Annotated in this window: 21 protein-coding genes and 1 pseudogene; 15 read left to right on the plus strand and 7 right to left on the minus strand. The window is 70.7% G+C overall.

Annotated features, from left to right (window positions below):
* Positions 1 to 16: 16 nt before the first annotated feature.
* From ACIQNU_RS21105 to ACIQNU_RS21115, 3 genes are read right to left on the minus strand one after another with little or no spacing between them, the layout of a single operon-like run.
* A complete protein-coding gene (locus ACIQNU_RS21105) occupies positions 17 to 778 on the minus strand; it encodes a hypothetical protein (RefSeq protein ID WP_401368451.1) in 762 nt (253 codons plus the stop codon).
* On the minus strand, positions 775 to 1,056 hold the full coding sequence (locus ACIQNU_RS21110) for a hypothetical protein (RefSeq protein WP_401368453.1): 282 nt from the start codon (positions 1,054 to 1,056) through the stop codon (positions 775 to 777). Before ACIQNU_RS21110 ends, ACIQNU_RS21105 begins: the two co-directional genes overlap by 4 nt.
* Before the next feature lie 36 nt (positions 1,057 to 1,092).
* The gene (locus ACIQNU_RS21115) at positions 1,093 to 1,512 is read right to left on the minus strand and encodes a hypothetical protein (protein ID WP_401368455.1); all 420 of its coding nucleotides are present in this window, start codon (positions 1,510 to 1,512) and stop codon (positions 1,093 to 1,095) included.
* Positions 1,513 to 1,857: 345 nt separating this feature from the next.
* On the opposite strand from ACIQNU_RS21115, the gene ACIQNU_RS21120 reads away from it, so the two are divergent.
* The 9 genes and pseudogenes from ACIQNU_RS21120 to ACIQNU_RS21160 all read left to right on the plus strand — a co-directional run bounded on the left by ACIQNU_RS21120 (position 1,858) and on the right by ACIQNU_RS21160 (position 12,466).
* Positions 1,858 to 3,042, plus strand: a complete 1,185-nt coding sequence (locus tag ACIQNU_RS21120) for a helix-turn-helix domain-containing protein (protein WP_401368457.1) — start codon at positions 1,858 to 1,860, stop codon at positions 3,040 to 3,042.
* Positions 3,043 to 3,096: 54 nt separating this feature from the next.
* Positions 3,097 to 3,417, plus strand: a complete 321-nt coding sequence (locus ACIQNU_RS21125) for a 4a-hydroxytetrahydrobiopterin dehydratase (protein ID WP_401368459.1) — start codon at positions 3,097 to 3,099, stop codon at positions 3,415 to 3,417.
* Between the two features lie 8 nt (positions 3,418 to 3,425).
* Positions 3,426 to 3,923, plus strand: a pseudogene (locus tag ACIQNU_RS21130) (YdcF family protein); the annotation flags it as partial.
* 217 nt (positions 3,924 to 4,140) lie between these two features.
* Positions 4,141 to 5,406: a hypothetical protein gene (locus ACIQNU_RS21135; protein WP_401368461.1), complete on the plus strand. Its 1,266-nt coding sequence runs from the start codon at positions 4,141 to 4,143 to the stop codon at positions 5,404 to 5,406.
* Positions 5,403 to 7,691: a polysaccharide pyruvyl transferase family protein gene (locus ACIQNU_RS21140; RefSeq protein ID WP_401368463.1), complete on the plus strand. Its 2,289-nt coding sequence runs from the start codon at positions 5,403 to 5,405 to the stop codon at positions 7,689 to 7,691. Before ACIQNU_RS21135 ends, ACIQNU_RS21140 begins: the two co-directional genes overlap by 4 nt.
* A gap of 130 nt (positions 7,692 to 7,821) precedes the next feature.
* Positions 7,822 to 8,787, plus strand: a complete 966-nt coding sequence (locus ACIQNU_RS21145; RefSeq protein WP_401368465.1) for a glycosyltransferase family 2 protein — start codon at positions 7,822 to 7,824, stop codon at positions 8,785 to 8,787.
* Positions 8,788 to 8,790: 3 nt separating this feature from the next.
* Positions 8,791 to 10,140, plus strand: coding sequence for a polysialyltransferase family glycosyltransferase (locus ACIQNU_RS21150; RefSeq protein WP_401368468.1), 1,350 nt, complete (start codon positions 8,791 to 8,793; stop codon positions 10,138 to 10,140).
* Between the two features lie 54 nt (positions 10,141 to 10,194).
* Positions 10,195 to 11,295, plus strand: a complete 1,101-nt coding sequence (locus tag ACIQNU_RS21155; RefSeq protein WP_401368471.1) for an acyltransferase — start codon at positions 10,195 to 10,197, stop codon at positions 11,293 to 11,295.
* 241 nt (positions 11,296 to 11,536) lie between these two features.
* Positions 11,537 to 12,466: a class I SAM-dependent methyltransferase gene (locus tag ACIQNU_RS21160; RefSeq protein WP_401368472.1), complete on the plus strand. Its 930-nt coding sequence runs from the start codon at positions 11,537 to 11,539 to the stop codon at positions 12,464 to 12,466.
* 25 nt (positions 12,467 to 12,491) lie between these two features.
* Here the strand turns inward: ACIQNU_RS21160 and ACIQNU_RS21165 are convergent, their stop codons facing one another.
* Complete coding sequence (locus ACIQNU_RS21165; RefSeq protein ID WP_401368475.1) at positions 12,492 to 13,187, minus strand: DUF4232 domain-containing protein; 696 nt, start codon at positions 13,185 to 13,187, stop codon at positions 12,492 to 12,494.
* A gap of 391 nt (positions 13,188 to 13,578) precedes the next feature.
* On the opposite strand from ACIQNU_RS21165, the gene ACIQNU_RS21170 reads away from it, so the two are divergent.
* The 4 genes from ACIQNU_RS21170 to ACIQNU_RS21185 all read left to right on the plus strand — a co-directional run bounded on the left by ACIQNU_RS21170 (position 13,579) and on the right by ACIQNU_RS21185 (position 15,889).
* Entirely contained in the window at positions 13,579 to 13,983 is a 405-nt protein-coding gene (locus ACIQNU_RS21170; RefSeq protein WP_401368478.1) for a nuclear transport factor 2 family protein, read from the plus strand.
* Between the two features lie 204 nt (positions 13,984 to 14,187).
* On the plus strand, positions 14,188 to 14,985 hold the full coding sequence (locus ACIQNU_RS21175; RefSeq protein WP_401368991.1) for an HAD family acid phosphatase: 798 nt from the start codon (positions 14,188 to 14,190) through the stop codon (positions 14,983 to 14,985).
* Between the two features lie 197 nt (positions 14,986 to 15,182).
* The gene (locus ACIQNU_RS21180; RefSeq protein WP_401368994.1) at positions 15,183 to 15,533 is read left to right on the plus strand and encodes a type II toxin-antitoxin system RelE/ParE family toxin; all 351 of its coding nucleotides are present in this window, start codon (positions 15,183 to 15,185) and stop codon (positions 15,531 to 15,533) included.
* Entirely contained in the window at positions 15,530 to 15,889 is a 360-nt protein-coding gene (locus tag ACIQNU_RS21185; protein WP_401368481.1) for a helix-turn-helix domain-containing protein, read from the plus strand. The genes ACIQNU_RS21180 and ACIQNU_RS21185 overlap by 4 nt, the downstream gene beginning before the upstream one ends.
* Before the next feature lie 4 nt (positions 15,890 to 15,893).
* Here ACIQNU_RS21185 and ACIQNU_RS21190 read toward each other — a convergent pair whose 3' ends face one another.
* Both ACIQNU_RS21190 and ACIQNU_RS21195 read right to left on the minus strand, forming a co-directional pair.
* The gene (locus ACIQNU_RS21190; RefSeq protein WP_401368483.1) at positions 15,894 to 16,313 is read right to left on the minus strand and encodes a PaaI family thioesterase; all 420 of its coding nucleotides are present in this window, start codon (positions 16,311 to 16,313) and stop codon (positions 15,894 to 15,896) included.
* Positions 16,314 to 16,359: 46 nt separating this feature from the next.
* Entirely contained in the window at positions 16,360 to 17,589 is a 1,230-nt protein-coding gene (locus ACIQNU_RS21195) for an amidohydrolase family protein (protein WP_401368486.1), read from the minus strand.
* Between the two features lie 293 nt (positions 17,590 to 17,882).
* Between ACIQNU_RS21195 and ACIQNU_RS21200 the strand changes: the two genes are divergently transcribed.
* A complete protein-coding gene (locus ACIQNU_RS21200; protein WP_401368488.1) occupies positions 17,883 to 20,876 on the plus strand; it encodes an AfsR/SARP family transcriptional regulator in 2,994 nt (997 codons plus the stop codon).
* Between the two features lie 244 nt (positions 20,877 to 21,120).
* Positions 21,121 to 21,312 (plus strand): hypothetical protein, encoded by a 192-nt coding sequence (locus ACIQNU_RS21205; RefSeq protein ID WP_401368491.1) that lies wholly within the window; start codon positions 21,121 to 21,123, stop codon positions 21,310 to 21,312.
* Positions 21,313 to 21,647: 335 nt separating this feature from the next.
* Here the strand turns inward: ACIQNU_RS21205 and ACIQNU_RS21210 are convergent, their stop codons facing one another.
* The gene (locus ACIQNU_RS21210; RefSeq protein WP_401368493.1) at positions 21,648 to 23,255 is read right to left on the minus strand and encodes a FadD3 family acyl-CoA ligase; all 1,608 of its coding nucleotides are present in this window, start codon (positions 23,253 to 23,255) and stop codon (positions 21,648 to 21,650) included.
* Positions 23,256 to 23,336: the final 81 nt, after the last annotated feature.

Raw genomic sequence — 23,336 nt, forward strand, 5'->3', positions numbered from 1 at the left:
AGGGGCGGCCCGTAGTTCATTGCTCTGACCTCCGGTGGCCCAGGGGGTCGGGGTCGTCGGTGAGGCTCCAGGAGTGGGGGTGGGGGTGGTCGAGGTAGAGGGTGCAGGCGTCGGCGTCGGGTCCGCCCTCGATCTCACACCAGTGCAGGGACTCGAACCGGATGGCTCCGCCGGTGGTCCAGCGGGCCCAGAGTGCGTGGCTGGGTCGGTGGTCCCAGTCCCATACGTGGTCGGCGTGTTGGCCGGGGTGTCCGTGGGCGAGTTCGCAGTGGGTGGGGGTGAGGTGGAGGTCGTTGCCGAGGACGCGGCCTTGTCCGGCGAGGATGGCGAAGAGGAGGGGGGCGGGGGGTACGGGGGTGGTGGCTTGGCATTCGCGCATGGCGGGTCCTGGTGGGGAGTGGGGTGGGCGGACGGTGAGGGTGTAGGAGCAGTCGGTGTCCGGGATGAGGATGAGGAGGGGGTGGCCGGCCTTGATACGGAGGCGCGCGGCTTGTTGCCGGGCGGGGTTGTCGGCCCAGACGCGGAGTTGCGTGGGGCTGTCGGGCTGGGGTGCCGTGTGCTGGCGCATGACGGGTCGCACCCAGGGTGAGCGGCCGGGGTCGGGGTCGAGGCGGTCCGCGATACGGAGGGCCTGGCTGCGGAGCCAGCGGACGGCGAGTATCGGGGAGATGGTGTCGTGGGCGCCGAGGAGGTGGTGGGCGGTACGGGCGGTGCCGTAGACGAGCCCTTCGGCGTGCACCTCGCACCGGTAACCCGGCTGTTGGGGAGGGCAGTTCATACGGGCCCCTGGTGCCACATCACCCACGGGCGCTCGATGACTTCGGCGAAGCTGGTGTGCTCGGGGTGGTCGCGGAGGTGAGCGAACGCCCAGGTCAGGGGGTCGGTGGGGTCGGTACTCGTAGGCGACTTCGCGTCGCACTCGGTGTCGTCGTCGGTGAGGGTGAGGCAGCGGAAGGCGTACGTGAGGGGCGGGGCGTCGTCGTCGCGGTCGGGTCGTAACGTCCAGCGGACGTAACGGAAGACGCGGGGGGGGTCGCGGTGGTCACAAGTACTCACCTCGGCTTTGCGCGCTCGCGCGGTTCGGGAGCCCTGTCATGAGCGCGTCCCGACGGCGATCGTGTCGGACCCGGCAAACTTGGCGAGCGCGCGGAGGACGATCACGAGGCGCCGGTCGTCCAGCATCTCGATGGGCCGCAGGGGGAAGGCGCGGGGAAAACTGATCGCGAGGATGAGGGTGAGGAACGCCTTGTCCGCCGAGGTGAGCCCCGGGGCCCGGGGGTACCGGTCCTCGAACTCCGGCCAGTCGCACGAGACCGCGCCCTCATGCTCGGCGACCAGAAGTCGACGGACGCAGTCGCGCGCCAGCAACTCGTCCTCCTCGATGAGCGCGGCCAAGGCCACCCGCTCGCAGGAGGGTCGGCCCTGCACCCACGCGGTAAGCCGGTCGGTCAGCAGCGGTGAGTTGTCCGGAGGTGGCGCTGTTTCGGCCGGGCGGATCACATACGTGGCCAACGCCTCGACACCTGCTGCGCATTCAGCGACGCCGGTGTCCCTGGGCTTGCTCGCCGACGCTCCCGGTTGCGGCTGCCCGTGGCTCATCGGCGTTTCGCTGAAGTCGTACGGCGCACCGGAACGGGAAGGCTCCGCGCCTCCTCGTGGGTCCCTGCTCACCCTGCATCCCCTGCCTGATTGCGGCTCTGAGTGATCGACAGTTTCACTCGGCTCGTTCGGTCGATCGCTCCCTGTGATCAGTGAACGGCCGGAGAATCAAGATCACTTCACACAGAAGTTGCACAACGGCTTGGCTGAATAACGCAGTTCGGGTCGGGCGCGTCTTGGCGTGGGAAGGTGAGGTGCATGGAGAGCACGAACGCGGGCGAGAACATCGCCGTATTACGCAAGACGCGGAATATGTCGCAGGCCCAGCTCGGCCGCGCGGCCGGACTCAGCGTGTCGTACGTCAGCAAGGTCGAGACAGGACTGCGGCCGGTCACTCCGGCGGTCGCCGCCGCGTGTGCGAAAGCCATGAAGGTCACCACGGCCCGGATCTACGGTCAGCCCTATCGCGACCGGTCGCAGACCGAGGTCGAGCGGCTCGATGCGCTGCGGACGGCGGTTCGTCGGCACACGCTCCCCAAAGAAGACGTGCCGGACCCCAGGACGCTGGCGGCCGAGGTGAAGAGGGCCGCCCATCTGCGGGCGGAGGCGGAGTATCTGGAACTGCTCGACATACTGCCGACTCTCCTAGGGCGGGCGACCGCGACGGCGTTCGCCGCCGGTGGTGACGCCGTGGCCTGGGGGCAGGTCGCCGACCTCTACGGCTGCGCCTACGCCGTCGCTCACCGGCTGGGCGAACCTGACCTCGCCGACATGATCGTCTCGCGGCAGCAATGGGCGGCCCACCAGACGTGGAACCCGGACGCGGAGGCCGCGGCATCGTGGAACGAGGCCGGTACCTACCAGTCCGCGGGCCACTACGACGACGGCCTCACCATCGTGGACCGGGCGATCGTCCAGTACGAGCGGGGCGGCGTCACCGAGCCCTCGCACGCCGTCGTTCTCGGCTCGCTCCATCTGCGGGGAGTAGTGCTCGCCTCCCGGCACAAGGACGCAGCCGCCACCGAGGCCCACCTCTCCAGGGCGCGCGCGCTGGCGGCACAGCTCCCGCAGAAGAAGGACGCGCTCCTGCACAACCTGACGTTCGGGGCGGGGAACACCGCACTGTACGAGCTGGCCGCGCATATCGAGCTGGAGCGGCCCGACCAGGCGGTCAGCATGGCGACGCCCCTTCAGAAGAAGCCGCCGGCGGGGCTGAAGCCCAGCAGGATAGGGCGGCTCCACATCGATGTGGCACGGGCCCGTCTCGCCATCGGCGACGTGACCGGAGCGGAGGACTCGCTGAAGGCCGCCTTCAAGGTGGCGCCCGAGATGAGCGAGCTGCACCCCATGTGCCGCGAGGTCGTACGCGTCCTCTTCGTCATGCACCAACGAACCCGCCCCGACCTGATGACGATGGCCAGGAGAGTCGGACTGACGGACTGACGGCAGGCGAGACCGGACGGCGATTCCGGAGCCCGTGACCGAGGGGAGTTGAGCATGGCCGAGAATCCGGTGCCGCTGACCGGGGACGAGATCGACGCGGCGCTGCGGGAGGTGCCCGGCTGGCGCCGTGACGGGGACGAGATCACCCGTACGTTCGGCATCCGCTACCACGGCGGCGTCGCCCTGATCGTGCACGTCGCCGACATCGAACGCCTCATCGGCCACCACGCCGACATCGACCTGCGCTGGGACCGGGTCCGTTTCGGAATCACGACGCACGACGCCGGAAACCGGCTCACCACGGCCGACTTCGATCTGGCCACCCGTATCGACGCCATCGCCGAGGCACACGGCGCCCGCGCTCTGGACGCCTGACCCGGGTAACCGCCGAGCTGTACCGCGCCGGACTCTTCCCCACCCTGGTGTTCACCGGAGGCAACAGCCCCACCACCGCCAAGGTCTTCCCGCGCGGCGAAGCCGTCCACTTCCGCGAGCACGCTCTCACCCTCGGCGTCCCCGCCCACGCGATCCTCCTCGAACCCAACGCGGGCAACACCGGACAGAACATCACCCTCTCCCGCCAGGCACTCACCGCCGCCGGCATCCACCCCACCACCGTCCTGCTCGTCTCCAAGCCCTACATGGAAAGACGGTCGTTCGCGACCGCCCGCAAGCTGTGGCCCGACGTCGACATCCTCTGCGCCTCCGAACCACTGCAATTCGACGACTACGTGAAGTCCATCGGCGACGAGAAACTCGTACTCGACATGTTCGTCGGCGACCTCCAGCGGGTCATCGAGTACCCGAAGCTCGGATTCGCCATCGAGCAGCAGGTCCCGCAGGACGTACACGCAGCGTACGAATCCCTTATCGCGACCTGACCTGCCCCGCCGGAGCCGAGCGACCGCCCAGCCCCGAAATCCGCGTCGGGCAAACCCCGTCAACCCGCACACATCTCTCACCCCCCGTCCCCCCAAAACCCACCCCCGACCAGCAATCCATCCCGCAGAATTCATCCACCCGTCACCAAAATGCCACCCGCCACCACCCCCGTTCGGGCACATTCGGCCTCCGATTCGAAGGACGGTGGAGCAGCGGATGACGAACCCCCTGGCGGGATTGTTCAAGGCACGGCAGAAAGAGGCCGCCAGACGGGACCTGTTCGCACAGAGCATGCGACGCTGCGGGGAGTACCTCGCGGCGCAGGGCGCCCCGTCCACCGCCCGACAGGTCCGTGTCGCCCAGGCCATCGGGACCCTCGCCACCTCCCTCGACGGTCCGGCCGCCGACCCGTTCGACGCGCTGCTCAAGGTGGGCGAACGGGCGCTGGAGGCCGGTGACGAGCGCGCCCTCGCGCTCGCCCTGGACATCGCCGACGCGTCGACGCGGCTGCGGCAGCGCTCCAAGGGCGCGTGGCGGCTGCACGCGCTGGCGCTGGACCGGCTGGGCCGCGACAGCGAGGCGCTCACCTCCTACGACCGTCATCTCGCGCTGCTCCAGAACACCGCACCGGCGCGCGAGATCACCCGCCGGATCGACACCCTGCGCCGCCGCCGGGCCTGTCTGGACGCGGCCGTCGCCCTGTTTCCCGGCGCCGACGCGCCCCGGCTCGACCAGCCGGCCGACGCCCTCGTACCGGAGTTCGCCGCGTTCGTGCGGACGCAGATCGACCGGCACGGCGCGGCCGACGCCAAGGTGCGACGGCTGACCCAGCTCTACGGCCGCCACCGCCGGCTCGCCGAGCGCGACGCGCTGCCGCTGTCCTCGGTCGGCCGGACCGCGCCCCTCGGGGTGACCGGGCTTCGCGCGCTGCTTGCCGGGCGGAGCGTGTGTGTGGTGACCGGTGGCGAGGACCTGACAAGCACCAGCCAGGTGGCCGGGATCGACGGTTACGACGTGGTCGTCCGCTGCGACGACTTCCGTACCGACGCGCCCGTCACCGGTACGCGCACCGCCATCCACGCCCTCACTCTGCGCGGCGCGACCCCGTGGGAAGGCCCGGCGTGGAACCGGCGGGCGGACGTACGGCTGGTGTTCGGGGACCCGGCGGGGCCCTGGCGGCGAGCCGTACGACAGCGCTTGGTGCCCGACGCGCAGGACCATGTCGGGGACGTCTCGCTGCGCCGCCCGCTGACCGACCCGGCGCTGCTCGGCGAGAGCGGCTGGGACCCGTCGACGACCACCGCGTTCACCGTGCTGCGGCTGCTGGACTTCCTGGACGTGTCCTCGCGGCTCGACCTGATCGGCCCGGGGCTGCCCGGCCGGCTGCGGCCCGAGGAGGCCGAGTGGGTCCGGGCGCATGCCGTGCACACCGACGACGCGGCGCACGCCGACGACAGTGAGACAAGGATCGCCCTGCGATGACCTCGACCTCGGCCCCAACCTCGACCCCGACGTCCGCGGACGACCGCAGCACCATCACCGGCAAGCGACGCATCGCCTTCGCCGTGCACACGGACGAGCAGCGGCTGCCGGACCTGGCGACCCTCGTCCGGAGCCTGGTGCTGACCAACCCGGGAGTGTGCGAGGACATCGTGGTCCTGCACCCCGGGCTGCCCGACAGCGCGTTCGACGCGCTACGCCCGCTGCACCCGCGGCTGGTGACCCGCCGCGCGGACGGCCGCGGCGAGGTGTTCCGGCTGGCGGGCTACGACACCGTGATAGCCCTGGACCCGGCGATGGTCGTCCTCGGCGACCTCGGCGAACTGCTGCGGCTCCGCCACGGCGTGGGCGCCGTACGGCAACCGGTGCGGTACGGGGAGCGCGAGGAGCGGCAGGTCCTGGCGGACGGGCTGCTGGTGGTGCAGCGCGCCGATGTGGACGACATGCTCGCGGACCGGCTCGCGGGCGCCACCGCCCCTGACGCCGACCTGGACGCCGAGCTGCGGGACCTCCTGGTCCCGGTCGACGCCCGCCACGACTTCCTCACCCGGCGCCTGTACGACGACACCGAGGTGCCCGCCCAGGTGGCGGTACTGCGCTTCACCGAGCCGGTGGACGCGCCCGGGTACGCTCCGGCGGCCGAGGCGCGGCGCCGGTTCGAACTGGGCGACGAGGAGTTCCGCGCCGCCTATCGCGCGCTGCCCGGCGGCAAGCACCCCGAACTGCTCGCCCACTTCGCACCGGTACTCCTCGCCGAGCGCCCCTCCCTCGACCTGGCCCGCACGGTCGCCGACGTCTACCGCCAGCAGGGCCGCCACGACGAGGCCGTACAGGTACTCGCGCCGGTACTCGGCGACCGGCTGGACGCGCCGCGCTGCCACGAGACGCTCGGGCTGTGCCTGATGGCGCTGTCGCGGTACGAGGAGGCCGAGACGCATCTGCTGCTCTCGGCGTCCGCGCCGGACGCCGCGCCCCGCGCCTTCGCCCAGCTCGCCCGGCTGGCCTGGCTCCTCGGCCGCGAGCAGGACGCGCACGCCTACGCCCGCGAGGGCCTGGAGGCCGACCCCTCGGACGCGGGCTGCCACGCCTGGTTCGTACGGACCCGCCCGGAGCGGACGGCAGCGGACACCCCGGCGCCCGCCGTACCGAAGCCCGCCGCCCCGAAGCCCCCCGCCCCCGCCGCCGAGCAGCTCGCACACGTCGCCCTGTTCGCCGACGGCAACGAGAACGCGGGCGACAAGGTGCTGCCCGAAGCCGTACGGATGTGCTTCGACACCGACACCGGCCCGCACCGCTGGTATCAGCAGCCGGTGCACCGGCTGGTGGACGAGGCCGCGGTGGAGCAGTTCAACGCCCGGCGCGGGGTGATCGTCGGCGGCGGCGGGCTGTTCCTGCCGGACACCTCGCCGAACGGCAACAGCCACTGGCAGTGGAACGTCCCGGACGACCTGCTGGCCCGGATCACCGTGCCCCTCGCGGTGTTCGCCGTCGGCTACAACGTGTTCGACGGGCAGCGCTACGGGCGGACCCGGTTCGCGGAGAGCCTGCGCGCGCTGGTGGAGAGGTCGGCGTTCTTCGGGCTGCGCAACCACGGCTCGATCGAGCGGGTACGCGAACTGCTCCCGGCCGAACTGCGTGACCGGGTGCGCTACCAGCCCTGTCCGACGACGGTGGCCCGGCATCTGATCGACGGCTGGACCGATCCGGCCGAGCGCACCGACAGTGTGCTGGTCAACGCCGCGTACGACCGTTCGGGGCTGCGTTTCGGGCATGACTACGGGCATTTCCTCGCCGAGATGGCGTCCGCGCTGCGCACGCTGCGGGAGCGGGCGGACGTACGGTACGCGGCCCATATGCCGGCCGACGAGAAGTTCGTGCACGATCTGCGGCGGGAGCACGGCCTCACGCTGCCCGTGGACCGGCTGTACGAGATGTCGAACGACGAGATCCGCGCCCTGTACCGCTCCACCCGGCTGGTGATGGGGATGCGCGGGCACGCGGGGATGATCCCGTTCGGCTGCGGGACGCCGATCCTGAGTCTGGTGTCGCACCCCAAGCTGGCCTATTTCCTGTCGGACATCGGCCGCCGGGAATGGGGGATCTCGGTGCACGACCGGGAGTTGGGGGCGCGGCTAGCGGAACGGGCGACGGCTATTCTCGACGATCATCCGGCGGCCGTGACCGATGTGCACACCGCGCAGGAATTCCTCTGGAAGACGACTCAGGCGAACATCGAAGAGCTGAGAGAAACCTTCACCAGGCGCTGAGCACCAAGAATTCATCTCCACCACGAATGGACTTAACCCTTCCGCGCCCTCATCGCCACCGTTGACCTCGGGAGCCTCGATAATCTGTTCGTTCCCTTCGTCAACCTTTCAACGCGAAAGGGCCGCACACGTGCCCAAACTGTCCGTCGTGGTCCCCATGCACAATGTGGGGGCCTTCGCCGAGAGCGCTCTGCGGAGTCTCGCCAAGAACGCGGACCCCGACTTCGAGTTCCTTCTCGTCGACGACTGCTCCAAGGACTCCACCCCGTGGGTGATCGACCGGTGGGCGGACAAACTGCCCCACACCAGGGTGATCCGGCACGAGCGGAACATGGGCATAGCGCAGGCGCGCAACAGCGGCATCGACGCGGCGAACGGCGACTACCTGACCTTCCTCGACGGCGACGACTGGTACGGCCCCGGCCACCTGTCCGCCATGGTCGACGCCATCGAGGAGTTGGGCTGCGACTTCGCCCGTACCGACCATGTCCAGGCCACCGGCACCGACCGCGTGATCCGGCGCGCCCCGGCCAGGATGCGCGACCGCGTCATGGACCCGCGCGACGGCATCATGCCCGTGCACACCGAGACCATGGTCGACTACCCGTTCGTCTGGGCCGGGATCTACTCCCGCCACCTCTTCGAGGACGGCGGGATGCGCTTCGCCACCGAACTGCGCACCGCCGAGGACCGGCTGTGGATCTGGCGGCTGCACCTCAAGGCGGAGAGCTACGCCTCGCTCGGCCTGAACGGCATCTTCTACCGCCGGGGCGTCGCCACCTCGCTCACCCAGGTCAAGGACGACCGCCAACTCGACTTCATCGCGGCCTACGACACCCTGATCCAGGACCTGCTCCAGGACCGGGACGGCGACCGCTTCCTGCTCAAGGCCGTACGTACCTACTGCGCGATGATCGCCTTCCACCTCGCGAAGGTCGACGCGTACGAACCGGCCGCGGCCAAGCGGCTGCGCCACGACGCCCGCGCGGCCCTGCACCGGATGCCGGAGCACGCCCTGGAGGAGACCCTCCGCACCATCGACCACACCCGGGGCAAGCTGCTCAGCCGGCTGCGCGACGGGCGGAAGGCTGCCTGAGCCATGCGCGACACCACCCAGATATTCCAGGTCTCCACGCTGTACGGGGCCGCCACCCTCGCCGCCGCCCTTGACGCGCGACAGTTCGGCCCGCGCGGCTCGGCCCGGCGCATCCTGCTGGTCTCCAACAACGCCGGAACGCCCGAGACCGCGCTGCGCCTGGACGAGATGCGCGGTTACACGCGCATAGCGAGCCGCTTCGACGACGTCGTCAGTTGGAACGACGCGATACGCCCGTACCACCCGAGCACCTGGGGCCCGCGCGGCAGCGATGTCGGGCTGTGGCAGAAGGCGTTCCGGCTCGCCTGGGACATAGACGAGCACGAGCTGATCGAGCTGTCCGTCGAGTCGATCCAGGTCAACCCCGGCCGTGCGCTGTCCGCGATCTTCTCCGAGGCGTCGATCCACGTCTACGCCGACGGTCTGATGAGCTACGGCCCCACCCGGGACCGGCTGCCGCTGACCCTCTCCAGCCGTATCCAGCGGCTGCTGCACCTCGATCTGATACCCGGCCTCACCCCGCTGCTGCTGTCCGAGTACGGGGTCGCGCCCGAGATCGTCCCCGACGACGCCTTCCGCGCCGTACTGGACGACATATCCCAGGACACCGCCGAGGACCCGCGGCTCGCGCCGGTACTCAAGGAAGAGCCGACGGCCGTCCTGCTCGGCCAGTACCTCGCCGCGATCAACATCCTGAGCGCCGACGAGGAGGAGAGCCTCCATCTGCGGATGCTCGCCGGCGCCGCGGCGGCCGGGCACAAGTCGGTCGTCTTCAAACCGCACCCCACCGCCCCGGCCAGCTACTCGCAGGCGCTGAGCAAGGCGGCGGCCGAGGCGGGCGTCCGGCTCACCGTGCTGGACGCGCCGCTGCTCGCCGAGACGCTGTACCACCACGTACAGCCCGAACTCGTCGTCGGCTGCTTCTCCACCGCCATGGTGACCGCGTCCCACTACTACGGCATACCGGTCGGCCGCGTGGGCACCGGGCTGGTCATGGGGCGCCTCAAGCCCTACCCGAACAGCAACCGGGTGCCGCTCGCGATCGTCGACCACGTGGTGGCGGACCTGGAGCGCGGCGCCGACCCGGCGACCGTCGGCGACGCCCCCGCCACGCTGTCTCCGCTGGTACGGGCCATGGGCTTCTGCATGCAGCCCAACGCCTACGCCGAGTTGCGCGAGTCGACGGCCGACTGGCTGCGGTCACGGCTCGGCTCCCTTCCGGCCGGCTACTTCCCCGAAGCGCGCCTCGCCGAACTGGGTCTGCCCAGCAGCGCGCAGGCGCGGGCCAAGCTCCAGGTGCGCCGGGCCAAGCGCGTGGTGCGCCGTGCGGTACGCCGGACCGGCGAGGGCTGACCGCCCGCACCCTCCCCCATGACTCCCTGACCCCTTTTCCCTGAAAGGCGCGCGGTGCAGAACGAGACAGAGGTACGCCTGCCACAGCAGCGCACTGCCCCTTCCCCTGATTCCCCCGGCTCCACCGAGTCCGCTCCCCGGCGCGAACACCGCTTCGACGTCGATCTGATGCGGCTGATCTGCTCCGCGACCGTCATGCTCGGACATGTCGGCGCGCAGTTCATCAAGGCCACCGAGAACGACCCGGCCAACGGCGCCGGTTCGTACTGGGCGGGCCATGTGGCCGAGGCGCTCAACCCGTTCGCCGTGCCGATGTACTTCGCCATCGCCGGATGGGCCGTCCTGGTCGGCGCTCCGCCGAAGGACGGGGCGCGGATGTGGCAGCGGGTGGTGCGCAACACCGTGCCGCTGTTCGCATGGACGGCGATCTACCTGACCTGGGCGTTCCTGCGGGACCGCAACGACCGGCCGATGACCGAGCTGGCGGTGGACTCCCTGTTCGGATCGGTGCGGCCCGCGTACCACCTGTGGTTCATGTACAACTACATACCGATCATCGTGCTGCTGGCGTTCGCCATGCTGATCAAGGCCGGGAAGCGGCCATGGCGGCTGGGCATCGCGCTGATCACCATCGCGGTACTGCCCAGCGTCATGACCACGATCGCCGAGGTCACCGAGTGGGACACCCCCACCGTGGCCTGGGGCTTCGGCACCTACTCCGTGGTGTACGCGGTCGGCGGCGCCCTGCTGTTCGCGCTGCCCGCCAGGTCCGGACGGTGGCGCTGGCCGCTCCTCGCGCTGTTCGCGCTCACGGCGGTCGCCTGCCTCTGGTACAACACGCAGATCCATTACGTGATCCCCAACGCGCATCTGTTCGTCGCCGTGATGGCGATGTGCGTCCTGCTGCTGATCAGCCGCATCCGGATCCCGGAGAAGCGCCGCCCGCTGCTCCAGAAGCTGGCCGGGGCCGCTCTGGGCGCCTATCTGGTGCATGTGCTGTTCGTCGAGGAGATCGTCGCCCGGGTGGTGGAGCCGGACCTGAGCGCGGTGGCGGCCGGGGCGGCGCTGGTGGGCCTGGTGGCCCTGGTGATGGCCCTGTCCTTCGCGACCAGCCTGCTGTGGGGGAAGCTGAAGCTGCGCCGCTGGCTCGGCTGACAGGAGCGGGGCGAACGGCAACGTCCACGAAGCCCGCACGGACGTACTGATGTACGGACGTACGACGACCGGACGCCCCGCACACCTGGACCACCCCCGTCCGCCATCGGGAGTTCCACCACTGTTAACTCCCCGCTCAACCCGCACACCCTCCCCCCGGGAACGGCCGACCTAGCCTGTCTGGAAACCGCGAGCCGCACATTCCGACTCGAACACCCGACAGATCGAGGTCTTCGTTTCCATGAACAGCCGCTCCCTGCTCACCAGTTCGGCATCCCGGCGCCTGCTGCGCCCGGTGGCCGACCTCATCGACCAGCGCGTCGACCGGCGGATCCGCGCGGAGACGGCGGCCAGGACCGCCGAGCGCGACCAGCTCAAGGGCGCGATCGAGCTGATGAAGCAACACCAGCTCACCGTGGACCTGCTGCTCGGCCCGCGCGGCCGTGGACTCTCCCGGATCGTCGCGCACGGCCCACTGAAGCGGCTGCACGCCGAGGTCGAGGAGCTGGTCGGCAGCGGGGAGGCCGCGCAGCGCAATGTCGCCGCCGCGTACCGGCTGCTGGTGGCGATGGAGTCGCTCGGCGTCGGCCGGATCGCCGGCGGCACCATGAACATCTGCGGAAAGCTGGGCACGATACCCCTGCTCGACCCGCCGAACGACGACATCCTGGAGATCGGCACGCTGTACGGCATGTTCTCGGCCGGTCTCGTACGGATGATGGAGCGGGACGGCCGCAGCCCGAGCGTGACGATCGTCGACCCGTTCGCGGGCGTACAGCTCCAGCCGGGCACCCCTGAACGTTCCGACCCGACCGGAGCGCCGGTGGACGAGCACGCCGTGCGCACCAATCTCGCGCTGGCCGGGCCCGCGGGCGCCGCGGCCCGGATCCAACGGGGCTTCTCCGAGGACCCGAAGGTCCGCGCGGCCGTCTCGGACCGCCGCTACGGCGTGATCGTGATCGACGGCGACCACTCGGAGGCGGGCGTGAAGGCGGACCTGGAGTGGGCGGAGGAGATCGCCGCTCCCGGTGCGGTCGTCGTCCTCGACGACTACGGCGACGCCAAGTGGCCCGGCGTCAAGGACGCCCTCGACAAGCATCTGACGGGTGAGACCCGCTTCACCTACCTGGGCAAGGCGTCCCACTCGGCGTTCCTGCGCGCGGCGGCCTGAGCCGGGGCCGGAAGAAGGGGGTGGCTCAGCCGCCCTGGCCGGCGCTGCCCATCGGGCCGATCTTCACCTGGGAGCCGGAGGAGCCGTCCGTGACGGGGAGCGAGGCGGCGCCCGGCCAGTCGAGGGTGACCGACTTGGTGTCGTCGGGCGGGGTCACCACGAGGCCCGTGATGCGGACGCCGGAGCCGCCCGAGTCGTTGGCCGGGTAGTTGATGGGGAAGAACGTCGGCTCCCCGCTCTTCAGGATGGTCGAGACGGTCTCCTGGCCCGTGCGCGCCGCGGACACCGGCCCCGCGTTGGTCTTCAGGTCGACACCCGCGTACCCGGAGATCGAGCAGTCCTTGCTGCTGCCGTTCCGCATCTCCACGACGACGGTGAGGTCGGGGTCGCCGCCGATGGTGTTGTCGGTCGCCGTGATCACCAGTTCGTCGGCGGTGCACTTGGCGACCTTGCCGCTCGCGTTCGAGCCGTTCGCGCTGGAGCCGTTCCCGGCGGCCGTGTCCTGCCCGCCGGAGCCGTTCCCGGAGCCCTTCGCCGCGGAGTCCTTCCCGTCGCCGCTCTCGTCCGAGCCGCCCGAGCCCGCACCGCCGCCCGACGAGGACGCGGTGGACTCGGCCGACGGGTTGCCCGCTCCCGCGCCGTCGTCGCCGTTCTGACAGGCCGTGAGCGTGAGTCCGGCGGCAAGGGCGAGAACTGCGAAGGAGAGCTTGTGAACGCGCATCGTTGTCTTCCTCAAGGTCGGTCTGGGGGTCCCGGCTGCTCTGTACGTGTCGGTACGAGCGGGCATTTCTGATCACCAGGAGCGACCCGTCCGGGTGAACCGTTCCGCCCAACCACCCGCTAATACATCCCTGTTACACGCCCGGCCAGGCACGATGCGGGCCGGCGGCGCGTACACCCCGCCCGCGAGGGGGCGGTACGGGGGTTCCCGGCACGGTTCCGCGCCTGTTCTCGGGCCGCCGCCCGCTGGGACAGACCCGTGACCCGGCGAAGCTTGACCACGAACAACCGGCGGCATGCCCGCCGGGCGACCCGCACACCGCATTGCCCGATTCGCCCCATCCGGCGCTTTACGCTGACGACCGTTGCCCACCCGCGGAAGGAGCGGTGCGATGGAGAACGACAGCCGGATCAGGGCCGCGATCGAGGAGCACTGGGCGGCATCGGAGCGCGGGGACACCGAGGCCGAGCACGCCCTCTACGCCACGGACGCGATCCTCGACTATCCCCAGTCGGGCGAACGGTTCCACAGCCGCGCGACGATCGCGGCGCAGCGGGGCGGGCACCCCGCCGACCGGCACTTCACCGTCCGCCGCATCATCGGCGGCGGGGATCTGTGGGTGAGCGAATGCGTCATCACCTACGACGGGGTGCCCACCTATTCGGTGAGCGTGATGCAATTCGCCGACGGACATGTGGTGCACGAGACGCAGTACTTCGCGGACGCATTCGGTGCCCCCGAATGGCGGGCCGCACTCGCGGAGCCGATGCCGGGCAGGAATATCACCAGGGCCTGACCCCTCCCGTCCACACGCCCTGAACCCTCCCCGAACCGTCACCCCCCGGCCGCCCCGAAGTAGCCCAGGTTAATTCCGGGCAGCGATGCGAACACGGTCTCGCCATGGCTTCCTATAAAACCGTTAAAGAGTCTCGCCTATCGGGTGTGATGCGCGTAGACAGTGCTTGACCTGCAGAGATCTAGACCCGGAGTTTCCATGCGGATGCGTACGTCCCTCAGAGCCGCCGCGCTGGTCGCCGCCTGTGCCGTCGCCGGAGGCGCCCTGTTCGGCGCCGGCGCGGCCACCGCCGGCCAGTCGACGGCCAATTCCACCAAGGAGCCCTACAACATAGGGCAGTTGGTGAAGGACATCGACACCTATTACGGCATTACGGCGGACAGCGCCGGCGTTTATCAGGCGTCGTCGAAGAGCCCGTACGCCAAGGATCTCGCGCGTATCGACGCCGATGCGAAGAAGTACATCGACCAGGCGGCCGACAAGGCGAAGCACAAGAAGCAGAAGCCCGCGGTCGTCTTCGACATCGACGACACGCTGCTGCTCAGCCTCGACTACGAGAAGCGCTACAACTACACGTACAACTCGGCGTCCTGGGCGGCCTATGTCAACCGTGCCGACCGGCCGGGCGTCTTCGGCAGCGCGGACCTCGTGCGGTACGCCGAGAAGAAGGGCGTCGAGGTCTTCTACAACTCGGGGCTGACCGAGGCGCAGCGCCCGGCCGCGGTCGAGAACCTGAAGAAGATCGGCGCCGACGTGAACCTCGACGCCGGGCACATGTACCTGAAGGACGCGGCCAACCCGCCGTCGTACCTCAAGTCCTGCGCCACCCCGAACGCCTGGACCTGCACGACGGTCCAGTACAAGGCCGGCACCCGCAAGCACATCGAGAAGGACCTCGGGTACGACATCATCGCCAACTTCGGCGACCAGTACTCGGACCTGGACGGCGGCTACGCGTCCCGCACGTACAAGATCCCGAACCCGACGTATTTCGTCGGCTAGAACGTCTCCTGCTCTTGATGGCGCGGCCGAGAGGGTGTCCGAATCGGCGGACACCCCGACCACCGGACACCCTCGCCGCGCCCACCGTCCTCCGTGCAGGGTCCGAGTAGGCCGGGGCGCGACCCCGACCGACCGAACCCCTATACCGATATCGATATATACTGCTCTGCGTGAGCGACTCCCTGTGGACTGTCGAGATGGAGCCGGAGATCCGGCAATGGCTGGAACTCCTTCCCGCCCGCCAGTACAAGGCCGCCGAACGCGCCGCCATACGCCTCGCCGACGCGGCCACCACGCTGGGCGAGCCGCACGCCCGCCACCTGGGTGGCAAGGTCCGCGAACTTCGCTACACCATCGACGGTGAGGCGATCCGCATCACCTACTGGCTCGCCCCCGCACGGCGCATCGTGCTGCTGACCGTGTTCCGCAAGACGAAAGCACGCGAGACCGCCGAAGTGGACCGCGCCCACCAGGCGCAGAAACTGTGCGAGGCCGAGCATGAGGTCGCGCACGACACCTACAGCCGCGACATCGAGGAGGAGCTGTGAACCACCACCAGTGGAAGCTCACCCGGGACAAGAAGGCCGTCGACGGCCACCAGGAGGGCCCCAAGGAGGCGGCTCTGGCGGCCGAACTCGATGCCGCCTGGGACCTCGGTCAGGCCGTCTACGACCGTCGCACCGAACTGGGCCTGTCCCAGGCCGAACTCGCCCTGCGTGCCGGTATGGCGCAGCCGAAGATCTCGAACATCGAGGGCGGCGACGGCATCCCGACGATTCCCCTGCTGCTCCGGCTGGCACAGGCGCTGGACGCGAGGCTCGTCATCAGCCTGGACGAGGGCACCTCCGCGTTCACCTTCCACCCGCACGCGAGCAGCGCACCGCCGCGCCACGACGTCGCCTGAGAGGTCACCCCAGCAGCGCGTACACCGTCGACGCGCGCGCCGCCACCTCCCCCGAACCCTCCGCCGTCATCGTGATGTCCGTGAACGCCATGCGTCGGCCCAGCTTGGTGAGCGTCGCCTCGATGAGGGTCGCCGTGTCGGTGATCGGGCGCTGGAACGTCGTCGACTGCTGCACCGTCGTCATCGGGACATACGCGCCCCGCGCCGCCGAGACCGCGATCACCGTGGCCGTGTCCGCCGCCGCCATCAGCGCCTGGCCCGACAGCGCCCCGCCCTCCCGGGCCAGCCGCGCCGACCAGGGGAGTCGCAGCACTGCGTGCTGTGCGCCGATCTCGGTGACCTTGAGTCCGAGATCGAGCACCCACGGCGCGAAGTTGTCGGCAAGGATCTGTTCCGCTTCGGACGGCGTCAGCGTGAGTGTCATGGGGTGATGGTGGAGGGTCGGCTCCCTCGCCGACAAGAAGCGCCCCTCACGCCCCCGCCCACAACCCCTCCCCCGTGAGCCCCAGCAGGGAAATCGCGTTGCCCCGGACGATCCGTTCCACCGTCTCCGGGTCCAAGTGGCCCATCTGGGCCTCTCCGACCTCCTTCGACTTCGGCCACGTCGAGTCCGAGTGCGGGTAGTCCGTTTCGTAGAGGACGTTGGCGACGCCTATCGCGTCCAGGTTGCGCAGGCCGAAGGCGTCGTCGAAGAAGCAGCCGTAGACGTGATCCGCGAACAGCTCCGACGGGGGGCGGTGGACCTTGTCCGCCACTCCGCCCCAGCCCCGGTTCTCCTCCCAGACGACGTCCGCGCGCTCCAGGATGTACGGGATCCAGCCGATCTGGCCCTCCGCGTACATGACCTTGAGGTTCGGGAAGCGTTCGAACTTGCCGCTCATCAGCCAGTCGACCATCGAGAAGCAGCAGTTGGCGAAGGTGATCGTGGAGCCGACGGCCGGGGGCGCGTCCGCCGAGGTCGACGGCATCTTCGAGGACGAGCCGATGTGCATCGCGACCACCGTGCCGGTCTCGTCGCAGGCCGCGAGGAACGGGTCCCAGGCGTCCGTGTGGACGGACGGCAGACCCAGGTGCGGCGGGATCTCCGAGAAGGCGACCGCCCGTACGCCTCGCGCCGCGTTCCGCCGTACCTCCGCCGCCGCCAGCTCCGGGTCCCAGAGCGGGATGAGGGTGAGGGGGATGAGGCGGCCCTGCGCGTCCGGGCCGCACCACTCCTCCACCATCCAGTCGTTGTAGGCCCGGACGCCCAGCAGGCCCAGTTCGCGGTCCTTGGCCTCCGTGAAGGTCTGGCCGCAGAAGCGCGGGAAGGTCGGGAAGCAGAGGGCCGACTGGACGTGGTTGACGTCCATGTCCGCGAGGCGGTACGGGACCGAGAAGGAACCCGGGCGCATCTGCTCGTACGTGATGACTTCGAGTTTGATCTCGTCCCGGTCGTAGCCGACGGCCGTGTCCAGGCGGGTCAGCGGGCGGTGCAGATCCTCGTACACCCACCAGTCGCCGATCGGCCCCTCGTCGCCCGGCGCGCCCATGACGGGGGCGAACTTGCCGCCGAGGAAGGTCATCTCCTTCAAGGGGGCGCGGACGACCCGGGGGCCGATGTCCTGGTACTTCGACGGGAGCCGGTCCCGCCAGACGTGCGGCGGCTCCACCGTGTGGTCGTCCACCGAGATGATCTTCGGGAAGGTCTCCTTGGTCTCCATGCCGTCCACGGTAGCGCCGATCTGACGAACCGTCAGCTAGCGGGGAGACAGCAATGCGACGCCGCGTCACGTCGGCCACCGGGTCCGCGCACACCGTCAACTCCCCGGCCCGCCCGGCCATCAGCCCTCCGGGCGACCCCGCCACCCGTACCCGTGCACCGCCCCCCGGACGGCCGGTCCCGGCCCCCGCCGGTGAGGGGACCCTGTGAGAGGTGTCTCGCACGGCTGACGTATCCGCCATGAACAAGGCAAACTGGCGGAAGCGAATCGACCGGTACGGCAGGGGGGCGGCGATGGACGGTGGACCGCGAGTTCCGGAGCAGTGGCGTCCGACTGCGGGCGCTGCCGGCCCGGAAGGGTCCCAGTCCGGCCCGGAAGGGTCCAGGTCCGGCTTCGAACCCGGCATCGGCTTCGGCGTGCTCGGCCCGGTCCGCGCCTGGCGCGGCGCCGAATCGCTGCCCATGGGCTCCCCGCAGCAACGCGCCCTGCTCGCCGCGCTGCTGCTGCGCGACGGCCGGACGGCGACCGCCGCGCAGCTGATCGACGCGCTGTGGGGCGACGACCCGCCGTCGCAGGCGCTCGCCGCGGTCCGTACGTACGCGTCCCGGCTGCGCAAGGTCCTGCCGGGCGTACTGCTCAGCGAGGCCGGCGGGTACGCGATCCGGGTGCCCGCCGACGCGCTCGACCTGTCCCTCGCCGAAGAGCTGGCCGCCGACGCCGAGAAGGCGCGCGGCGCCGGGGACCTGTGCCAGGCGCGGTCGCTGATCAACAAGGCGCTCGGCATGTGGGACGGGGAGGCCCTGGCGAGCGTGCCGGGGCCGTTCGCCGAGACCCAGCGGGCCCGCCTGGAGGAGTGGCAGCTCCAACTCCTCGAATCCCGCCTCGACATGGACCTGGAACAGGGCTGCCACGCGGAGGCGATCTCCGAACTCACCGCCCTCACCGCCGCGCACCCGCTGCGCGAACGCCTCCGCGAACTGCTGATGCTCGCCCTCTACCGCAGCGGCCGGCAGGCGGAGGCCCTCGCCGTGTACGCGGACACCCGGCGGCTGCTCGCCGACGAACTCGGCGTCGACCCGCGCGCCGGCCTCAGCGAACTCCAGCAGCGCATCCTCCGCGCCGACCCGGGCCTCGCAGAACCGTCGGCGCCCGCCCCGCAGCCCTCGGCGGCCTACGTACGCCCCGCGCAGCTCCCCGCCACCGTCCCGGACTTCACCGGCCGGGTCTCCTTCGTGAACGAACTCAGCGCTGTCCTGTCGACCGCCGAGGGCCGCGTCATGGCGGTCTCCGCGCTCGCCGGGATCGGCGGCGTCGGCAAGACCACGCTGGCCGTGCACGTCGCCCATCAGGCACGCTCCCAGTTCCCCGACGGCCAGTTGTACGTGGACCTCCAGGGCGCGGGCGCGCGGGCCGCCGAACCGGAGGTCGTGCTCGGCCAGTTCCTGCGCGCGCTCGGCGCGACCGAACCACCGGCGTTCCCCGACACCCTGGAGGAGCGCGCGGCGCTGTACCGGTCGGTGCTCGCCGGCCGCCGCATCCTCGTCCTCCTCGACAACGCCCGGGACGCGGCCCAGGTCAGACCGCTGCTGCCGGGCACCGAGGGCTGCGCGGCCCTGGTCACCTCGCGTATCCGCATGGTGGATCTCGCCGGGGCGCATCTGGTCGACCTGGACGTGATGTCGCCCGAGGAGGCGCTTCAGCTCTTCACGAAGATCGTCGGCGCGGAGCGGGTGGCGGCGGAGCGGGAGGCGGCGCTCGACACCGTCGCGGCCTGCGGATTCCTGCCGCTCGCCATCCGGATCGCCGCGTCCCGGCTGGCGGCGCGCCGCACCTGGACGGTGTCGGTGCTCGCCGCGAAGCTCGCCGACGAGCGGCGCCGCCTGGACGAGCTGCAGGCCGGTGACCTCGCGGTGAAGGCGACCTTCGAGCTGGGCTACGGGCAGTTGGAGCCCGCGCAGGCCCGCGCCTTCCGGCTGCTCGGCCTCGCCGACGGCCCCGATGTGTCGCTCGCCGCGGCGGCGGCCGTCCTCGACCTGCCGCTCGGCGACACGGAGGATCTGCTCGAATCCCTCGTGGACACCTCGCTCCTGGAGTCGGCGGCGCCCGGCCGCTACCGGTACCACGACCTGGTCCGGCTCTACGCGCGTGCCTGCGCCGAGCGCGACGAACACCCGCCGAGCGAGCGGGACGCGGCGATGTCACGGCTCCTCGACTTCTATCTGGCGACGGCGTCGGCCGTGTACGCGATCGAACGGCCCGGTGACCGGCTCGTCCACCATCTGGAGGCGACCAGCCACCCCGGTCTGGCCTTCAGCGACCGGCACGCCGCGCAGGACTGGCTCTACGCGGAGGCCAACTGCCTGATGGCGTGCGTCCGCCAGTCCGTCGGCGACAGCAGGCTGCGCCGCGCGGTCGACCTGCTGTGGGCCGCCAAGGACCTGGCCGAGTCGGGGGCGAACGCGCGCGAGTACGAGATCGCCGCACTCGCGGCGCGCGACGCGGCACGCACGGCGGGCGACCCGCACGCCGAGGGCCGCGCCCGGACGACCCTCACCAATGTGCATCTCGTCGGCGGCCGGTTCCGCGAGGCCGACGAGGAGGCGCGCCACGCGATGCTCCTCGCGGACCGGGCCCACGACCCGCTGCCCAGTTGCTGGGCGCCCAACGACCGGGGCATCATCGCGCTCTACCAGAGCCGGCACGCCGACGGCGAGGGCCATCTCCAGCAGGCCATCGACAACTTCCGTGCCGACGGCAACGACGTCGGCGAGGCCAGTGCGCTGTGCAACCTCTCGCGCATCCGGCTCGCGATGGGCCGCACCACCAGCGCCATAGAGCTGGCCCAGCGCGGTATCGACATCTACGACCGCATGGGGCTCACGCTGCGCCTGGCCAACGGCCGGTACGCGCTCGGGATCGCCCTGACCCAGGCCCAGCGCCTGTCGGAGGCCCTGGACCAACTGACCGAGGCGCTGGCCCTGTTCCACGACAACCGCCAGCCCCTGTGGGAGGGCGTCACCCACTTCCGTATCGCCGAGGTGCATCTCGCGGCGCGCCGCCCCACGCTCGCGGCGAGCCACGCCGAGCAGGCCATCGCGCTGCGCGGCATCGGCGGGGAGTGGCGGCGCGGGACGGTGCTCACCGTGCTCGGCAAGGCGCTGGTCGGCATCAACCAGCCGGACCGGGCGCGGGCCTGCTGGCAGGAGGCTCTGTCGATCTACGAGCAGTTGGGCGCGGCGGAGGCCGACGAGGTGCGGCATCTGCTGACGCCGGCGGCGGTCGCCTGAGCCGTCCGGCCCGCTCGTGGTACGCGCGGTAGGAGAACACGCGTACGCGTTCATCGTTCGTTTATCGCCCCTGGGCACGCTTACAGCGACGATCCGTCCTGGCGGGGGGCAGACGGGTCGGCGCAGAGGGCCCCTCGAAGAAGAACTAGTGTGAGCGGCCCGAAACAGGGCTCGTCCGGCCATCTTCGGGGGAGTGGCCGGGCGGGCCTTTGCCCCACCATCTCTCTGACGGGAGTTTCACCACATGAGCGAAGCAGCCAAGAAGAAGAAGCCGGTCGTCAAGCCGCTCGACAACCACGCGTCGGAGGTCAAGGAAAGCGACCTCACCACGCTCGACAACCACGCCTCCGGCGGCACCATCAAGCCCCTGGACAACCACGCGTCCAGCGAGCCGATCAAGCCGCTCGACAACCACGCGTCGGGCGAGCCCGCCTGAACCACCCCTTCCGGGTGACCCGCTGACCGGGTGACCCACGGGACGGGCGCACGGGGGGACACGTACGGGGGATTCGTACGGGGACATGTGCGGGGGGACATGTAGGGGGACATCGGGGGTCGATGTACGGGGGTGCCGAGGTCCGGGGGGATCGAGGCACCTGAGCACCGAGGTCCGGGGGGACCGGGTGCGGGGGATCGAGCCATGGAGGTACAGCGCGGGGGAGTCGGCCGCGACGGCGCGGAGGGGGAGCCGTCGCGGCCGACGCGTGTCCGGGGGCGGTACGGGACAGGCGGCGGTACGGGACAAAGGCAGCGTAAAAGGGGGCGGTGGTCTCAGGTGGCCGCCGCGCCCCGCAGCTCCCCCTTCACCACCTTCCCGCTCGCGTTCCTCGGCAGCTCCGGCACGAACCTCACCGACCTCGGCACCTTGTAGTTGGCCATTTCCCGGCGGGCCCAGGCGATCAGGTCGTCTGCGGTGAGCGTGGCCGCCGGGCGGCGGACGACATAGGCCATGCCGACCTCGCCGAGCCGCCCGTCCGGCACCCCGATCACGGCGACGTCCGCGACATCGGGGTGCAGGCCGAGCAGTTGCTCTATCTCGGCGGGGTACGCGTTGAAGCCGCCGACGATGAACATGTCCTTGATCCGGTCGGTGATCCGCAGATTGCCGTCCTCGTCGAGCACGCCCACGTCCCCGGTGCGCAGCCACCCGTCAGGGGTGATCGCCCGTGCCGTCGCGTCCGGGTCCTCGAAGTAGCCGCCCATGACGTTGAAGCCACGGACCAGCACCTCCCCCGGCTCCCCCGGCGGCAGGACCGTCCCGGACGAGGCGACGACGCGGACCTCGGACCCCGGTATCGCCCGGCCCGACGTCGACGCGATCACCTCGGCCGGGTCGCCGCGCCGGCACATCGTGACGATGCCGCTCGCCTCCGAGAGCCCGTACGCCGTCAGGACCGTGCCGATGTGGAGTTCCGCGCGCAGCCGCTCCACGAGCCGCAGCGGGACGACGGCGGCGCCGGTCACCACGAGCCGCAGCGCCGACAGGTCGTGCGCGTCGCGCGCCGGATGGTCGAGCAGCGACTGATGGAGGGTCGGCGGGCCCGGCAGGACGGAGATGCGTTCGGCGGCGATGTTCGCGAGGACCGTGTCCACGTTGAACACGGGCTGGGGCACCATCGTCGCGCCCCGCATCAGACAGGCGATGACGCCCGCCTTGTAGCCGAAGGTGTGGAAGAAGGGGTTCACGATGAGGTAGCGGTCGCCTTCGCGGAGCCCGGCCAGCTCGCTCCAGACGGCGTAGCCGCGCAGGGTCTGCGCGTGCGTGATCACGGCGCCTTTGGGGCGGCCGGTCGTGCCGGAGGTGTAGATGATGTCCGAGGGCGCCGACGGGTCGATGGCGTCGGCCCGTTCGCGTACGCGCTCCGCCGGGACCGTGTCGCCGCTCGCGAGGAAGTCCTTCCAGGTACGGAAGTCGGCGGGCGCGTCGTCCGCGAGGACGACCACCTCGTCCAGGTCGGGCAGGCCCGGCAGCGGTCCGGTGCCGTCGCCGTCCTGGGCGGCGCGGCGCAGGGACGCCACGTACGAGGTGCCGAGGAAGGTGCCCGTGACGAACAGCAGCCGGGCTCGGCTGCGGGCGAGGACGTACGCGGCCTCGGCGCCCTTGAAGCGGGTGTTGAGCGGGACGAGGACCGCGCCCGCGCTCACCGCGCCGAGCGCCGAGACGATCCAGTCCAGGGTGTTGGGCGCCCAGACGGCGACCCGGTCACCGGCGCGGACGCCGTGCGCGATGCACGCGGCGGCGGCCCGCTCGACGCGGTCGCCGAGGTCGCGGTACGTCACGCGGGTACGGCCTTCCACGACCGCCTCGCGCGCGCCGAACCGCCGTGCCGCGTCCCGTACGAGCATCGGGACGGTGCCCCATTCCAGGTCCCCGCGCATAGAACGCCTCCCACACCACTAGCTGACTACCCGTCAGATTAGCTGTAGCCTGACGCCCTGTCAGCAGCCCCGGCTTTACTT

The organism is Streptomyces sp. NPDC091292 (assembly GCF_044757265.1).
GTDB lineage: Bacteria > Actinomycetota > Actinomycetes > Streptomycetales > Streptomycetaceae > Streptomyces.

What these genes read in the sequence shown, in the direction of transcription:
- ACIQNU_RS21125 (WP_401368459.1), top strand. Translation starts at nt 3,097, where the DNA reads ATGGCCGAGAATCCGGTGCCGCTGACCGGGGACGAGATCGACGCGGCG.
- ACIQNU_RS21200 (WP_401368488.1), top strand. Translation starts at nt 17,883, where the DNA reads ATGGACGGTGGACCGCGAGTTCCGGAGCAGTGGCGTCCGACTGCGGGC.
- ACIQNU_RS21195 (WP_401368486.1), bottom strand. Translation starts at nt 17,589, where the DNA reads ATGGAGACCAAGGAGACCTTCCCGAAGATCATCTCGGTGGACGACCAC.
- ACIQNU_RS21120 (WP_401368457.1), top strand. Translation starts at nt 1,858, where the DNA reads ATGGAGAGCACGAACGCGGGCGAGAACATCGCCGTATTACGCAAGACG.
- ACIQNU_RS21175 (WP_401368991.1), top strand. Translation starts at nt 14,188, where the DNA reads ATGCGTACGTCCCTCAGAGCCGCCGCGCTGGTCGCCGCCTGTGCCGTC.
- ACIQNU_RS21210 (WP_401368493.1), bottom strand. Translation starts at nt 23,255, where the DNA reads ATGCGCGGGGACCTGGAATGGGGCACCGTCCCGATGCTCGTACGGGAC.
- ACIQNU_RS21190 (WP_401368483.1), bottom strand. Translation starts at nt 16,313, where the DNA reads ATGACACTCACGCTGACGCCGTCCGAAGCGGAACAGATCCTTGCCGAC.
- ACIQNU_RS21160 (WP_401368472.1), top strand. Translation starts at nt 11,537, where the DNA reads ATGAACAGCCGCTCCCTGCTCACCAGTTCGGCATCCCGGCGCCTGCTG.
- ACIQNU_RS21180 (WP_401368994.1), top strand. Translation starts at nt 15,183, where the DNA reads ATGGAGCCGGAGATCCGGCAATGGCTGGAACTCCTTCCCGCCCGCCAG.
- ACIQNU_RS21150 (WP_401368468.1), top strand. Translation starts at nt 8,791, where the DNA reads ATGCGCGACACCACCCAGATATTCCAGGTCTCCACGCTGTACGGGGCC.
- ACIQNU_RS21135 (WP_401368461.1), top strand. Translation starts at nt 4,141, where the DNA reads ATGACGAACCCCCTGGCGGGATTGTTCAAGGCACGGCAGAAAGAGGCC.
- ACIQNU_RS21205 (WP_401368491.1), top strand. Translation starts at nt 21,121, where the DNA reads ATGAGCGAAGCAGCCAAGAAGAAGAAGCCGGTCGTCAAGCCGCTCGAC.
- ACIQNU_RS21170 (WP_401368478.1), top strand. Translation starts at nt 13,579, where the DNA reads ATGGAGAACGACAGCCGGATCAGGGCCGCGATCGAGGAGCACTGGGCG.
- ACIQNU_RS21140 (WP_401368463.1), top strand. Translation starts at nt 5,403, where the DNA reads ATGACCTCGACCTCGGCCCCAACCTCGACCCCGACGTCCGCGGACGAC.
- ACIQNU_RS21105 (WP_401368451.1), bottom strand. Translation starts at nt 778, where the DNA reads ATGAACTGCCCTCCCCAACAGCCGGGTTACCGGTGCGAGGTGCACGCC.
- ACIQNU_RS21165 (WP_401368475.1), bottom strand. Translation starts at nt 13,187, where the DNA reads ATGCGCGTTCACAAGCTCTCCTTCGCAGTTCTCGCCCTTGCCGCCGGA.